Below are 14222 nucleotides of genomic sequence, written 5' to 3' on the forward strand. Positions count from 1 at the left end.
TTATTTTAATGTTAACCTGGAGGACGATTCATGAACATAGGATTAGCGAAATATGTTGGGTTGGGGCTATTATCCTTCTTTTTCCTTCTATTTGCATTTTCCAGGTCCTTGCCTGCCGGAGCAGCGTCAATTACAGAGGACGCTGTTCGCTTAACCGATCTGCAAGGCCACTGGGCACGCACCCAAATCACGCGGTTGGTTGCCCTGGAGGCTGTCAGCGGTTATCCGGATCACACTTTTTTGCCGGACCAACAGATTAGTCAACTGGAAACCACGGTTTTGATATTAAGGTCGGGTGGTTTCACCGCAGAGGCAGAGCGCCTGACGTCCGGAGGGGTAACAGCAACACCCCGGGTACCCTGGGGGCAGCAATATCTTGACCTGGCAGTGCAAAAGGGGTTTCTATCTTACGACGCCGCTTCCGGTTTTGACTTTGCCGCGCCCGCTACCCGGCTATGGACAGCAAAGCTGCTTGCCCGTGTCCTTTACCTGACACCGCCCGCATCTAAATCCGGGACGGCGGCGGATGACTTGCCTGAAGGGACCGGTTATACGTTGGACAAAGTCTTTTCCGACGTGATGCCGGTGGACTCTGACGACCAGGCCTGTATCAGAGCAGTGGCTGCTGCCGGTGTCATGTCGGGCTATCCTGACGGTACATTCCGGCCCTTTGGCTGCCTGACGCGAGCGGAAATGTCGGTGATCATCAGCCGCTTGGCGGAGCAGGGATGGGTGCGTATGAATGCAGGCCGGAGCCTAACAGGGTGGATATCCGGTATAGAAACGCAAAAAGGAAGTATGGAGCTGGAATTGACTTCATTTGGCAAAGCGCAAAGGTTCAAGGTGGCCCAAGGTGTATATTGTCTCAATGCCAATCAGGAATATCCTATTGAGCGGGCGGCCGGTTATATTGGTGAAATAATATTGGACAAAAGCAAAAAGGTGAGTTGGGTTAACCTGCTGCAACAGAAGAATACCGTACAAAACCCGGTCAAAATCAGGGGTTCCGTGAAATCAGTGGCGCTGGGCAATGACAATTTGTTAATCGTAAGTGACTTGAACTGCACAGAGCGGATTTTGCACCTGGCCTGGGATACAGTAGTGGCTGGGGAAAAAGCCCCCAAAGACCTTGCCTCTCTTAAGGCGGGCACATTTGTAGACGTGGAAATAGATTCGGATCGTGCTACAAGGATAGAGCTGCTGGAGGTTAAGAATATATCGGGGCAGGTAGAAAAACTGGGCGATAGGCGCCTGTATTTAAAAGGTACTGCATCAGCCAAAAAACCGGGATGGTTCAACAACTATGAATTTGCCCGGATGGTAGATAAAGAAGGGGTTAGAAAAGACGGTATATTGCCTGGTGAAAAGGTCCAGGTAACCTATTTGGATCCATTCCCGGGAGAAATTGATGATGAGATACCTCTTGAAATAAAAGTTATGTAATTACGCAGCACCGCCGGCTGAGTCCGGTAATCGTCCAGGCTTTGATGCGTAAAATATAGATGAGCTTTGGTCGGACATACTGATATTATGCTGGAATCTATGTCTTGACATATTGTGAATACTGATGGAGTCAAGTTCCATTAATTGTTGTGACCGTAAGGTCATTTTTTACTTTAAACGCCGGTTCTTATAATGATGCAGTCTTTTCCAAGTCTCGCATTGTTGTATTTTAAACTGATCATAGACTGTTACAGTGTTGATACTTGGCGATATTAGCAATAGTGAAATATTACACTATCTTTATGCTGATTTGGTGATTAATTTCGCGATTGTTCTGCAATATCCGGATTGATTTCACTTATAGCTATTAACGCTAAGATTTTTTAGCTTTATGCAGGATTATTTCTTATGTCGGTTGAAAAAAAATACAATAAAATGCTATATTGAATATCAGTAGCGCATTTATGGGTAATATATATAATATTGCCAGAATTAATGGAGAGGGGAAAATCAAATCATGGGAAGACTGGACGATAAAGTATTTGTAATCACCGGCACAAGCTCCGGCATGGGTCGCGCTATGGCGATACAATTCGCTAAAGAAGGCGCCAAGCTCGTTATTTCCGACATCAACCCAAACCCGCCCGCGGGCAACTATGTTGCCGACCCTGACATGAGGCCGACTGAAGAGGTAATTAAAAGCCTGGGGGCCGAAGTCGTCTATACCACCTGCGACGTCACCAAGCAAGAAGACGTCAAAAACCTGATCAAAACTGCTGTCGACAAGTTTGGCAAGGTTACCAACGTCGTCGCCAACGCCGGCATCTGGCGCGGCGGCGTGATGATGCACCACGAGCCGGTGGAGATCTTGGACGAGATGTATGCTGTCAACGTCAAAGGCCCGTATTTAACCTGCCAGGAAGCTATAAAGCAGTTCCTGCGCCAGGATAGCCCCGGCAACATCGTCGTAATCTGCTCCTCCACTTCACTGGCGATATACGCTTCGGAATGCGCCTACTGTATGACCAAGTCCGCCCTGCCGGCTCTGGTTAAGGCCATCGCCTTGGAGTACGGGCCTAAAGGCATCCGTATTAATGGCATCTGCCCCACCTGGGTCAAGACCGCCCTGTCCCACGAGCTGTATGAGAACGAAGCTATGCGCCGCGAGGCCGAGCTGTTCATCCCCTTGAGGAAATGGTGTGATGTTGGCGATGTTGCCAATCTGGCTACATTCCTGTCCACCGACGAGTCTTCCTTCGTCCACGGCACTCTGATACCGGTAGACGGCGGCAACATTCTCTCCCTGGGTGAAGTACCCCCTTCCTTTATCAACTGGGATTACTCCGTCGACAAAGAGAAATAATGGTAAGCCTAACCAGATAGTAACAGCAGGGACGGTTTCTGTTGCAGTTTTATTGCCAACGGAACCGTCCCTTTTCTCAAAATAACGTCCTATAGTATATGTCCCAATGCGGGTGCAAATTTTATAAAAGTATTTGCAAGAAAACAATTAAGTCTCGACATTTAACAACAGCACGGGGGGCAAAAATTGCCGGTATGGTTGCCGTGTGGTTGATTGTAATTAAGCTTTATATTCTGATTTTGTCTTTCTTAGTCCGTTATATGCTCAGATATTCTGTAAATTATTGAGTGAATTTAGACTTTGAGTATATGGATATATCTAATGCGGCTTTTGTGATTTATTTCACATAGCTACAAATATTAGTGAACTATTTCACATGTTTCTTTAAGGTGCATAATTTTTCATAGTATTTGCTAATTTCAACTATTTAGTTGCAGATAGTGTAACAATATGCTACATTTATAAAGGACGTGTGGTATTAATAGTTTTAGCAAAAAGTGGTTAAGATTTTACGTTTATTGATTATAGTACTACAAGATAAGGTGGAAAAAGCATGCAGGATTTTATCGTTCAATCATAATAGCGCTGGTGGCTGTGCTTCTGGCGAATACTTGAAGGAATTATGGCATGTTTAGCACAGACTGCCTTACGACACTTCCGACGCTGGCTTGCACCGTGTGGCTGGATGGGAAACCCGTTCTATCCTGCTAGATACTTCACAACATACGCAAGCAATATCATAGCCGGCGCATTCTACGTACTTTAAAAAACAATTTTTGTTTTAGTACTTAAAGGGAGGTGAAATTTGTAGTATAGAAGCCTATTAGCTCTTGAATAGCCAAAAGTTAAAGCTATGTTTCCAACTTTGAAAGTTCATAATTCATGGAGCCCCAGAAAAAGGGTTTTTGGTGTCTTTGAGTTAGAAAAAGAGAGAGGATGAACAATGAACAATGTGAACCAGTTGGATCAGCTCTGCATCAACACGATCCGCGTGCTGGCAGCGGAGGTGGTCGAAAAAGCGAAATCCGGACACCCCGGCATGCCCATGGGATCTGCCCCAATGGCCTACGTGCTGTGGACCAAGTTTTTGCACCATAACCCGGCCAACCCTTCCTGGACGGACAGGGACCGCTTCGTCCTGTCGGCCGGACACGGCTCGGCGCTGCTTTACGCCCTGCTGCATTTAACAGGCTATGACCTTCCTTTGGAAGATTTGAAGGAGTTTCGCCAGTGGGGCAGCAGGACACCCGGCCACCCCGAGTATGGACAAACCCCCGGAGTTGAGGTAACTACCGGGCCTTTAGGCCAGGGCCTGTCCAGCGCGGTCGGTATGGCCATAGCCGAGTGTTTTCTGGCTGCGCATTTCAACCGCCCTGGTTTTAATATTGTTGACCACTACACTTACGTGATTAGTGGTGACGGGGACCTAATGGAGGGGGTCACCAGCGAGGCGGCCTCGCTGGCCGGTCACCTCAAATTGGGACGCCTGATCTGTCTATACGACGACAACCATATAATGAACGAAGGAGACACCGGACTGGCCTTTACCGAGGACCGCGGTAAGCGCTTTGAGGCTTACGGTTGGCAGGTTTTGCGGGTAGAGGACGGGAACGATATCGCTGCCCTAGAGGCGGCTCTCGAGGCGGCATTGGCTGAGAAGGAGAAACCCTCACTGATCATGGTGCGTACCTGTATAGGTTTCGGTAGCCCCCATAAACAGGGTCAAGTCGTTGCGCACGGCGAGCCGCTGGGAGCCGAAGAGCTCAAGCTTACCAAAGAAAACTTAGGTTGGCCGCAAGAGCCTCCCTTTTACATCCCGGACCAGTCTCTGGACCATTTCCGCCAGGCAGTGGAAAAGGGCCGGTCACGTGAGGCCAATTGGCAGGACCTTTTTGACTCCTACACCAAGTCTTTTCCCGCATTGGCACAAGAATTTCGCCAGTGGACAAGCGGCCGGCTGCCGGCCGGGTGGGATCGCAATGTACCCGTTTTCTCACCCAACGAAAAGGGAATGGCTACCAGGGATGCCTCCGGCGAATTCATCAATGCGGTTTCGGGCAGCCTGTCCAACCTTTTGGGCGGGTCGGCCGACCTGGGGCCCTCAAATAGAACAATTATCAAAGGCGCCGGCGACTTTGCCGCCGGTCATTACCAGGGGCGGAACCTTCGTTTCGGTGTCCGCGAGCATGGTATGGGTTCAATTCTTAACGGGATGGCTCTGCATGGCGGTTTAATCCCCTACGGGGCTACTTTCCTGGCTTTCACCGATTACATGCGCCCGCCTATGCGCCTGTCGGCCATGATGGGTTTGAAGGTCATTTATGTCTTTACCCACGACAGCATCGCGGTGGGCGAGGACGGCCCCACCCACCAGCCTGTTGAACACCTGGCCTCGCTTCGGATAATCCCCGGTCTGACAGTTATCCGTCCGGCTGACGCCAACGAAACAAATGAAGCCTGGCGTGCTGCTCTCACGGTAAAAGGGCCGGTGGCCCTGATTCTACCCAGCCAAAAACTGCCGGTGCTGGACCGGCAGAAGTTTGCTGCGGCAGACGGGCTATCCCGGGGCGCCTATACACTCAACCAGGAAGGCGACAGCACACCGGACGCCATTATTCTGGCCAGCGGTTCTGAAGTCCACCTGGCCTTGCAGGCTGCGGAAAGACTACAGAAAACTGGTGTTGCAGCTCGCGTGGTCAGTATGCCGAGTTGGGAATTATTTGAGCAGCAGCCGCAAGAGTACCACCAGGCAGTTTTACCGCCGCAAGTTAAAGCACGGGTGGCAGTGGAGGCCGGCATCAGCCAGGGGTGGCATCGCTATACCGGGGCTAGTGGTGAAATTATCAGTATCGACCGTTTCGGAGCATCAGCCCCTGCCGACACGCTTTTTGAAAAATTCGGGTTCACAGTGGAAAATATAGTAGAAAAGACTTTAAAGGCAGTGCAGGCGTGTAAAAATGCTGTTTGAACTGATGGCTCCTATCTATGATAAGTTGTGTGGTTGAGCACAGTGTGAATGTTATATGCACCAAATTGCGATCAACAATGACTTGATTGAAAAATAGTAATATAAAGTTATTAATTTAGGGAGGAAAGAGACTATGAAGTTACGTTCGGCAACATTAAAGGTGAAAAACTTAGAGGATTCTTTAAAGTTTTATCAGGAAATAGTTGGTCTTGTAGTGGACAGAAGATATATAGATCGTCCAGGAGTTGAGATTGCATTTTTGGGAGATGGGGAAACAAAGATTGAACTTATATGTATGGAAGACTATAAGGATATTAATTTTGGTAAGGATATTTCTTTAGGATTTGAAGTAAACTCCGTTGATGAAAAGATAAAGTTTATTAAGGAAAAAGGTTTAGACATTCTTAGCGGACCTTTTCAAGTCAATCCAGAGTTGAAGTATTTCTATATGCTGGATCCCGATGGATTAAAAATTATGTTTGTAGAAACCATATAAGTTTATAGTATAAGTTGAGTGAGGCTGAGTAAAACCCGAAATAATGGAGGTAGGAAATGAAGATATTTATTGATACCGCGAATGTCGATGAGATCCGGGAAATTGCGTCATGGGGTGTTTTGTCGGGAGTAACGACTAATCCCAGTCTGGTAGCAGAGTCAGGAAGAGACTTTAAGGAATTATTAGCTGAAATAGCAGGTATAGTCGACGGACCGATCAGTGCCGAAGTAATGGCTGATGACTGGGAGGGAATGGTTGAAGAAGCACGTGACCTGAAGAAGATACACAAAAATATTACAATTAAAGTCCCTATGATTGAAGAAGGTCTAAAAGCATTGGGCCCTCTTGCAAAAGAAAATATTGCGACTAACATGACACTGATTTTTTCGGTAAACCAGGCGCTGCTTGCAGCCCGGGCAGGCGCAACCTACGTGAGTCCGTTTTTAGGAAGAACAGATGACATTGGCGGGAGTGGAACCGAACTTGTAAAGAATATAGCAGATATCTTTAAGGCCTATGATATAAAGACTCAGATCATAGCAGCAAGTCCAAGGTATCCTAAGTACACGGTTGAATGCGCACTGGCAGGCGCTCATATTGCAACTATCCCTTACGCGGTCCTTAAGAAGATGGTTAAACACCCACTCACTGACATTGGATTGCAAATGTTCAAGGATGACTGGAATTCTATGAACAAATGACATAAAATCATTAACACACGTAAGGGTATGCTTTAAAACAATATCTGTACATTTGGACTAATGTTCAGACATGCGGGAATTGGCCTCCGGATTACTTAAACAGTATTGACAAAAATACAATGTTTAAGTATTCCGGAGGCTAAGCAAAGAAGAGGAACTCTTAAAAGAGAGCAACCTCAGATGATTAACAATTGAGACCCCCGAAAAAACCGGCAGCAAAGGCGTAAATCACCTCCTGAAGACAAATGGTTTATTTGAGATGATACCTTCTACCAGTAAGAACAGGAGAAGAGCTATACCTAGACTAAGAAAGTTGGTATAAGTAGGTATTATCAGTCGGAGACGTTGCTTTCCGGTGTTATTTTAGTCGATGGATGAAAAGGTGAACTTAATATTTTGATATATTGTTTATCACAAAAACTGAAATATTAATTACCCTGGAAGTAGGAGTGTTGAACATCGCAAAGATTCTAAAGGTTAAAGAGATGAGACGGTGCATTGGTTGTTTTTCCTGCATGACGTCCTGTGCGGTGGTTAACCGGCATAATCATTCCCTGGCCAAAAGCGCCATTAAAATTAAAACCGCAGGCGGTTTATCAGGTAGAATGGCAGCTGTTGTTTGTGTCGGTTGTACAGGGGTCAGGGCCTGTGCACAGGCCTGTCCCACCGGCGCCCTTGCAGACAGGGAGGGCGGTGGAGTCACTTTACTGCCTGACAGATGTACCGGCTGCCAGAAATGCGTTGCCGCCTGTGCTTTAGGTGCGGTTCATTTCGACAGTACAACCAATCAGCCGATTATCTGCAAGCACTGCGGTGTTTGCCCGCAGTTCTGCACGCATGGATGCTTGGAAATGGAGGAAGTGTAATGCTGTATGAAAATACGATAACAGTCCTCTATGTGGATCTGTCCTCCAGAACAACGCGTGTTGAAAAGCGGGCAGATTTAATTGATTATTTCGGTGGAGTGGGTGTGGCCGCCAGGCTTTTAGAGGAAAACATGAAACCTGAGTTGGAGCCCTTGGATGAACAGCAACCGGCTGTGTTCGCCATCGGGGCGCTGTCCTCCGTCTATCCGGCGATTACCAAGACCGCGGCGATGTTTATTTCACCCTTGACCGGCGAACTGGGGGAGAGTTATGCGGGGGGACGGCTGACTCTGGCGCTGTTTATGGCGGGTTATGACGCCGTTGTCCTCACCGGCAGGTACAGCCACCCTTGTTACTTGTCTATTACCGAGCAAGGAGTTGCGTATCGGGACGCCAGACCTTTGTGGGGCATGCTCTCAGAAGAGGTGTGGCAGATGGTTCACGATAATGAACCGCCTGCAAGTAATAGGAGCATTATGCGGATTGGGCCGGCGGGCGAGAACAAAGTTGCCTATGCCAGTGTCAACGTTGATAACTACCGCCATTTCGGAAGACTCGGTTTGGGGGCGGTCCTGGGCAGTAAGAACGTTAAAGCGATTACGGTTACCGGCGACAGGGATATTCCGATTCCTACCGCCAATTTGGAGGAATACTTCAGGGTGTATTGCTCCATATTCGAAAAGGTAACCGGCACGGATATTATGAAGAAATATCGCGGGCTGGGTACGGCAGCATATGTACTTCCTCTCGATGCTATGGGCGCGTTCCCCACTAAAAACCTGGCTTCGGGGCGTTTTGAGAGCGCGGAGGCAATCAGCGCCGAGGCTTTTGCCGAAAAGAATCTGGTGCGCAAGATGGCTTGTGCCGGCTGCCCCGTTGACTGCATCCACGTCGGGCAATTCAGACGGGAATTCAAAAAAGAGGGATATGAATATGAAGCAGTGCATACCAATTATGATTATGAGCTGGTCTTCGCGCTGGGTTCCTATCTTGGCCTCAAAACCACAGATGAAATCCTCATGCTGACTGATGCGGTTGAGGAAACCGGCATGGACGCCATGTCCAGTGGCGTAGCCCTGGGTTGGGCTACCGAGGCTTTCCAAAAAGGGCTGCTTTCCACCGGGGACACCCTGGTTCCTTTGGCGTTCGGGGACACGGAAAATTATGTCAAAGCCGTCTGGTATATTGCCGGGGCGGCAAATGAATTTTACAGTCTGCTGGGCCGCGGCTGTTATCACGCGGCACAGGTTTATGGCGGACAGGACTTTGCCATGACCATGGCCAAAAACGAAATGTCCGGGTATCATACCGGATATGGCATTTTGGTGGGCAGTGTGGTGGGTGCAAGGCATTCCCATTTGTGTAACGGTGGTTATGAGCTGGACCGGGACCATCAGCAGCTCACCAGCCGGGAGATGGTTGAGGGATTGTTAAAAGAAGAAAAGGAGCGCTGCATGATCAACTCCATGATCATCTGCTTGTTTTCCAGAAGAGTCTATGACCGGCCTACGATCATTGCCGCAGGCCGGGCGGTAGGCTTTGATCTGGACGATGCATTTTTGACGCGAATTGGCCAAAGGATCTTCCAAACTAAAATGAGGATCAGGGATAAACTGGGTTTCGATCTCAAGCAGGTTCAATTGCCCAGGCGCTTCTTTGAAACGCCGGGTCTTCATGGTGTGCTGAAGGAAAAGGTAGCAAAAGAAATGATCGATCTTTATGCTGCTCTGGTGGCGGAAGAAATGAAAGGCTCAGGGAGTGCCGGATGAAAGGTTCCGGATTATTCCAGGCCGGAGACCAGGACTGACCGCTTGCGGAATGGTTGGAGCTTGAGCTGAAAACGCGTATACTGCAAAAAAATCCTATAAAAGCATGGGGGGCATCGATTATGGACCAAGATTTAACGCGGTTCTTGGAATTAGCCAAAAGCCTTGGCGCTTATGAAGCAAAATTTATTGATCCGGCCACCATCAAAACAGCGGCCTGGGTAAGGATGAAGTGCATGTATGGCTGCAGCTCCAGAAGGGGGCACTGCTGTCCTCCCAACACCCCGACCCCCAAAGAAGCCCGGGAAATAATTGATTGTTATCAAAAGGCTATGCTGATCCATTGCCACCAGGATGACCGCCCCACCAAAATCGTTTTGCAGTTGGAAAGGGAGTTGTTTTTATCCGGTTACTATAAAGTTATCGGGCTGGGTAACGGAGTTTGTGAGTTGTGCCGGCCTTATTACAAGGAAAAGTGTGCCTATCCCGCAGGTGAGAAATGTGCTCAGCCCAAAGAGGCCAGGCCGTCCATGGAAGCCTGCGGTATAGATGTGTTTGCAACAGTGAGGGCAAATGGTTTTCCAATCGAGGTTTTACCGGACAAAGAAAGCAAGGGGAACTATTACGGTTTATTATTGATTGAGTAACAATATGATTACATATGGTTAAACGACCTCCAGCCAGGGGGTCGTTTTATCGTTAACTGATAACTTGTCACGTTGATTCCGTCTCAAGCCGGTCTGCCGTCCCTACCTAAGCGGGTGATTGACCGCCGATCACATAATTACCCCGCAGGCCAAGCGCTTGCCCGCAGCGCCGGCCGGCTGAGTCCGGTAATCGTCCGGGTTTTGGTGAATGATTACAGCCTTGCCAATTAACTGCGCGACACGAAACTTGTTGGTGAAAAAATTCATAACAGCCCGGCCGCTATTTGAAAACAGCACGGGAAAGTCGCCGGCATGGTTGCCGTGCGGTTGGTTGTAAGGGTTCCAGTGTTCACCGGCTGCTTGAAATGGGTTCCCGGGATCGCCGACTTCACAGTTGCCGAATTCGTGGATATGGAAGCCATGGGGCCCGATAGGCGGGTTGCCGGCCTGAGCGGGTTGATAAGGCGGCAGCCCTGCCACGTCGGCATAAACCCAGGCGCCGCCTGGAACGTCAATAAAATGCACGACTCCGGTTATCTGCGGAGCTAAAGGCCCGCCACGTATAATAGCCCCGGCCGTTCCATAGGCTGGTTTTGTGGTATTCATTTTGGAATTGTTCCCCTTTACAAGGATCTCTTTTTATGCTATGAAAAAATGTGAAAATATGAGACCAACTGAAGTAGTCCCTCCAAAAAAAATTACCCGGGCATAAGGGCGCGGTACACTCGCAATAGATTGAAGGTAGTACATGTGGAAATAAATGTTATGAATTTGCAAAGTGAGAAACCAAGAACAAAGCAAATGATTAACGGACAGCGGATTGATCCGGAAGGCAATTAATAAAGGGAAGGAGATATATAACAGAATATTACACCGACAAGATTGCGAAGAACCCTGAATGGACGCTTGTAGATATTTATGCCGATGAAGGAATCACAGGTACTATCGCACATAAACGTCCCCGCGCTACGTTCATCCACACCGACCGGTATGCCAGGGCGCTCCCCAGCCGGTGAAGCCCGGCTGGCTGCCACGCTGGATGAGAGCGACGTGCTTAAGGAGAGATACCGCAGGGCGCCGGCAAAGAAAAACCGCCCGATGATCCGAGCCGAGCGGTTTGACCTATAGTTTCAGAAAGTCTTGCGGCGCGATTGCCGGAACCGTCGAGCCTTCAAAGTCCTTTGTATTGCGGGTCAGGATGTAGTCGGCCTTGTTCCGGGCGGCAACCGCGTGAACGACCGCATCCTCGAAGTCCGGCGTTGATTCGGACAGCGCCGTTTGGATATCGAGGGCCAGGACATCGGCAATGGTGACCAACTGTAGCAAACGCTCCAGACTTTCTTTTGCCTTGACCATATCTCCCAGCCCCTTACGCAGCAGGTAAAAGATATCAGTGACGGCGGTGGCGGACACGAGACATTCTGTATCGTCCAATGCCGCTTGCTTGAACGCGCCGTAAGACGCTTCAAAGAACGGTTCTCGCTTGCGCAATATATCAAGGATGACGTTTGTGTCGATGAGTATTCTCATTGCTTTTCCAAACGCTTCCTCTTGATGTCGTCAAGCGTCAGGTTCCTATCCGGGACGATGCCGACGAGGCTGTCAAGCAGCGCGACCTTATCAGCTGCGGCGCTTGTCAGCTTGGCGATGCTCTTCCCGTTCTTGGTAATATAGATATCGTGTGTGGCGGCAAGCGCAAGGTACTTGCCAATGTTGTTTTTCAGTTCAGTAGCTGTAATCAACATACGACCGGGCCTCCTTTCGTGATCCAATATTATTATATCAAATCGCACGAAAGTATCAACTAAATCGTGCGATTTGATTTTTATGAATCCTGCATTGCCGAAAAGGACCCGATGTCAACAGCCGGTGAGCCTATTCTTGAAATATGTTGATAGTATTATCAGCATCCCAGTTAACCATGCAGCCAAGGCTTTTACTCAGAAAGGAAAGGGGAATCATAGTCGAACCGTTAACCAGTTGGCATTTCGTATCCATGATCATTTCGGCGCCGTTAACCAGCGCCACATTGCTGCCTGGTTGGAAGGACACTGTCAGATCTGTTTTATTGGCCGTTGCCACCCCCTCAGCCTCATTCCACGTAACCGTGAAGCCCAAAGCGGTAAAAACCGGCTTCAATTGGGCTAAAATGGAACCGTCTTCGGGGCGCAAGGGCTCGCTGAATTTAAGCCTTTCGCCGTTTACCCGTGTAGTTGCCTCTTTTATGCCGTCTGCTTCAAACTCTGCCATGGCTGCCGATAGGTGGTTGACATACATGTTTACGACAGCCTTGTTTTCCAGGAGCCCCTTCAGATAGCCATCGATTGTATAGCCGTTCTCCGCAAGCTGGGATTTCCAGGATTCTTCCTCGTCACCGTAAAGATCGTTCAAAGCATGATCTCCGGCGATGTTCATAAAGGGCATCAGGGTGATCTTCGTAACGCCGGAGTCCTTCAGGTCTTGCCGGATTTCCTCCAGGGTGGGATAACCTTCGACCGTGCCCAAAAATACGTTTTTATACTTATGCCTTAGAATATCGTTTAGTTTACCGTAAGCGGAATCGGCAGGATGTTCACTACCGTGTCCCATTAAAACTACGGCATTCGACGAGGTATCGGCGGGAAACTGGGAAGCTAAAGCTTCTACCGCATCGAAGTAGTCCTCGTGGTAATACAAAAGCGGCTTGCCCAGGGCCAGCTTTTTGGGGCCGAGGCTGCCGTCAGCCGTCTGGAGCGCCAGAAAGTTGTTGACGAGTTCCCGGAGATCGCTGTACTCCTGTCCGGAGAAAATATGATCCGACTGAACAACTATTTGGTCATAGCCTTCCGCCTTCAATTTGCTCAGCGCGGTAAAGGGATCATCAACAATCCTGCCGTCCCTTTCGGCGATTTTATCTCTGATTATTCCTGAGGTGAAAGACCAGCGCACCTCAACGCCAGGAAAAGCCTCTTTAACAGCGTTTTCTAAATTGTCGTAGGCAGGCATTGCCGACTGGACGCTGGTCCCGAAGGTTACCAGCAAGATGGCTTTTTTACCTTTTTCACTCTGTTCGGCCGGCGCTGTTGCACAGAATATAAGGACCAGTGCAAGAGTCAGGATGGAAACGGTAACTCTTTTGAGACATATCACGATTTGGCTACCCCCTTACGGTAATTAAATAGCTTCTTTTCGATAATGGATGCCCATGCTTTACGCAGTACCAGCGGAGGATGAAAGTCAGCGATGCAGGTGCGATTTTTACTTAGTTCATAGCAGCTTTGCCACCCCCCCGGGTTTTATCCTATAGAAACTGCCGGTACGCGCGAAACCAAAATTTTTCCGCAAATTTCTCTCGCTGCAGGGGTAAATGAAAACCCCGGCCTTTGGGAAGAGCCAGGGTAATGATCATTATGAGCAATTTAATTGCCACGGAAATATGCTCATTTACACCACCGGCCTTTCTTATGGAAGGCAACACGTAGTACAACACTATTCAGGCAGGTATCCTGACTCGTGGCTCACAGCGTACTTCCCGCCTTCCCAGGTGTCGAAACCCAGTGGCATATCGGGAGCCGCTCCCCACTTACAGTGGCCGGACCGTCCGGGATTCGCACCCGGTTCCCTTTTCATCCCCGGCATGACCGGAGATTCCTGGATAGTTATTCATTTTTTTCATAATAACATCGTTTTTTGTGTTTGTCTATAGAATAATGAACTAATTTATGATAGTCGATGCGATGACTTTGTCCTGATAATTGCGCTTAAACCCAAGCTTGTCCTTCCGCTGTTTCAGTATTGGGCATCAAATGCATTTGCATCATGATTTCAGGGCAACCGTTCTTGATCATCAGTTTGTTGGCAATGGCTGCCGCACTCCTGTTCGCAGCAAGAGCAGCCTTCAACCTTGGCGTTTCTGACAAACTGGCGCATCAGGAGCCCCGCAGCCAGGACGCCTATTCCCAGCAAAATTATAGTTTCCATCTCCCTAAAAGC

At 48.8% G+C, this 14222-nt stretch carries 14 protein-coding genes and 1 riboswitch; of the genes, 9 read left to right on the top strand and 5 right to left on the bottom strand.

What is annotated here, in order from left to right; genetic code table 11:
- Nucleotides 1-30 precede the first annotated feature (30 nt).
- The 8 genes from Psfp_RS05455 to Psfp_RS05490 all read left to right on the top strand — a co-directional run bounded on the left by Psfp_RS05455 (nucleotide 31) and on the right by Psfp_RS05490 (nucleotide 10250).
- Nucleotides 31-1443 (top strand): S-layer homology domain-containing protein, encoded by a 1413-nt coding sequence (locus tag Psfp_RS05455; protein WP_134217539.1) that lies wholly within the window; start codon nucleotides 31-33, stop codon nucleotides 1441-1443.
- A 517-nt stretch (nucleotides 1444-1960) separates the two neighbouring features.
- Nucleotides 1961-2806 (top strand): SDR family oxidoreductase, encoded by an 846-nt coding sequence (locus Psfp_RS05460; RefSeq protein WP_134217540.1) that lies wholly within the window; start codon nucleotides 1961-1963, stop codon nucleotides 2804-2806.
- A gap of 943 nt (nucleotides 2807-3749) precedes the next feature.
- The gene (tkt, locus tag Psfp_RS05465; protein ID WP_134217541.1) at nucleotides 3750-5774 is read left to right on the top strand and encodes a transketolase; all 2025 of its coding nucleotides are present in this window, start codon (nucleotides 3750-3752) and stop codon (nucleotides 5772-5774) included.
- A gap of 133 nt (nucleotides 5775-5907) precedes the next feature.
- Complete coding sequence (locus Psfp_RS05470) at nucleotides 5908-6270, top strand: VOC family protein (RefSeq protein ID WP_134217542.1); 363 nt, start codon at nucleotides 5908-5910, stop codon at nucleotides 6268-6270.
- 56 nt (nucleotides 6271-6326) lie between these two features.
- Nucleotides 6327-6971: a fructose-6-phosphate aldolase gene (gene fsa, locus Psfp_RS05475; protein WP_134217543.1), complete on the top strand. Its 645-nt coding sequence runs from the start codon at nucleotides 6327-6329 to the stop codon at nucleotides 6969-6971.
- 404 nt (nucleotides 6972-7375) lie between these two features.
- Nucleotides 7376-7837: a 4Fe-4S dicluster domain-containing protein gene (locus Psfp_RS05480; RefSeq protein WP_243120492.1), complete on the top strand. Its 462-nt coding sequence runs from the start codon at nucleotides 7376-7378 to the stop codon at nucleotides 7835-7837.
- Nucleotides 7837-9606: an aldehyde ferredoxin oxidoreductase C-terminal domain-containing protein gene (locus Psfp_RS05485; protein ID WP_134217544.1), complete on the top strand. Its 1770-nt coding sequence runs from the start codon at nucleotides 7837-7839 to the stop codon at nucleotides 9604-9606. The genes Psfp_RS05480 and Psfp_RS05485 overlap by 1 nt, the downstream gene beginning before the upstream one ends.
- Nucleotides 9607-9725: 119 nt before the next feature.
- Nucleotides 9726-10250: a DUF2284 domain-containing protein gene (locus Psfp_RS05490; RefSeq protein WP_134217545.1), complete on the top strand. Its 525-nt coding sequence runs from the start codon at nucleotides 9726-9728 to the stop codon at nucleotides 10248-10250.
- Nucleotides 10251-10379: 129 nt separating this feature from the next.
- On the opposite strand, the gene Psfp_RS05495 is transcribed toward Psfp_RS05490, so the two are convergent.
- Nucleotides 10380-10856: a superoxide dismutase family protein gene (locus Psfp_RS05495; protein WP_134217546.1), complete on the bottom strand. Its 477-nt coding sequence runs from the start codon at nucleotides 10854-10856 to the stop codon at nucleotides 10380-10382.
- Nucleotides 10857-11240: 384 nt separating this feature from the next.
- Here Psfp_RS05495 and Psfp_RS21520 point away from each other — a divergent pair, with 384 nt between their 5' ends.
- Complete coding sequence (locus Psfp_RS21520; protein ID WP_192895278.1) at nucleotides 11241-11378, top strand: hypothetical protein; 138 nt, start codon at nucleotides 11241-11243, stop codon at nucleotides 11376-11378.
- Here Psfp_RS21520 and Psfp_RS05500 read toward each other — a convergent pair.
- The 4 genes from Psfp_RS05500 to Psfp_RS05515 form a co-directional block, all read right to left on the bottom strand.
- Nucleotides 11373-11780, bottom strand: a complete 408-nt coding sequence (locus Psfp_RS05500; RefSeq protein ID WP_134217547.1) for a PIN domain-containing protein — start codon at nucleotides 11778-11780, stop codon at nucleotides 11373-11375. The genes Psfp_RS21520 and Psfp_RS05500 overlap by 6 nt on opposite strands.
- Nucleotides 11777-11995 carry a type II toxin-antitoxin system prevent-host-death family antitoxin gene (locus Psfp_RS05505; RefSeq protein WP_134217548.1) on the bottom strand — a complete coding sequence of 73 codons (219 nt, stop codon included), beginning with the start codon at nucleotides 11993-11995 and terminating at the stop codon, nucleotides 11777-11779. The genes Psfp_RS05500 and Psfp_RS05505 overlap by 4 nt, the downstream gene beginning before the upstream one ends.
- A 130-nt stretch (nucleotides 11996-12125) precedes the next feature.
- Nucleotides 12126-13379: a sirohydrochlorin cobaltochelatase gene (locus tag Psfp_RS05510; protein WP_134217549.1), complete on the bottom strand. Its 1254-nt coding sequence runs from the start codon at nucleotides 13377-13379 to the stop codon at nucleotides 12126-12128.
- 328 nt (nucleotides 13380-13707) lie between these two features.
- Nucleotides 13708-13899: riboswitch (cobalamin riboswitch) on the bottom strand.
- Nucleotides 13900-14054: 155 nt separating this feature from the next.
- The gene (locus Psfp_RS05515; protein ID WP_134217550.1) at nucleotides 14055-14210 is read right to left on the bottom strand and encodes a FeoB-associated Cys-rich membrane protein; all 156 of its coding nucleotides are present in this window, start codon (nucleotides 14208-14210) and stop codon (nucleotides 14055-14057) included.
- Between the last annotated feature and the right edge of the window lie 12 nt (nucleotides 14211-14222).

Origin of the sequence: Pelotomaculum sp. FP (assembly GCF_004369245.1) — a bacterium.
GTDB lineage: Bacteria > Bacillota > Desulfotomaculia > Desulfotomaculales > Pelotomaculaceae > Pelotomaculum_C > Pelotomaculum_C schinkii.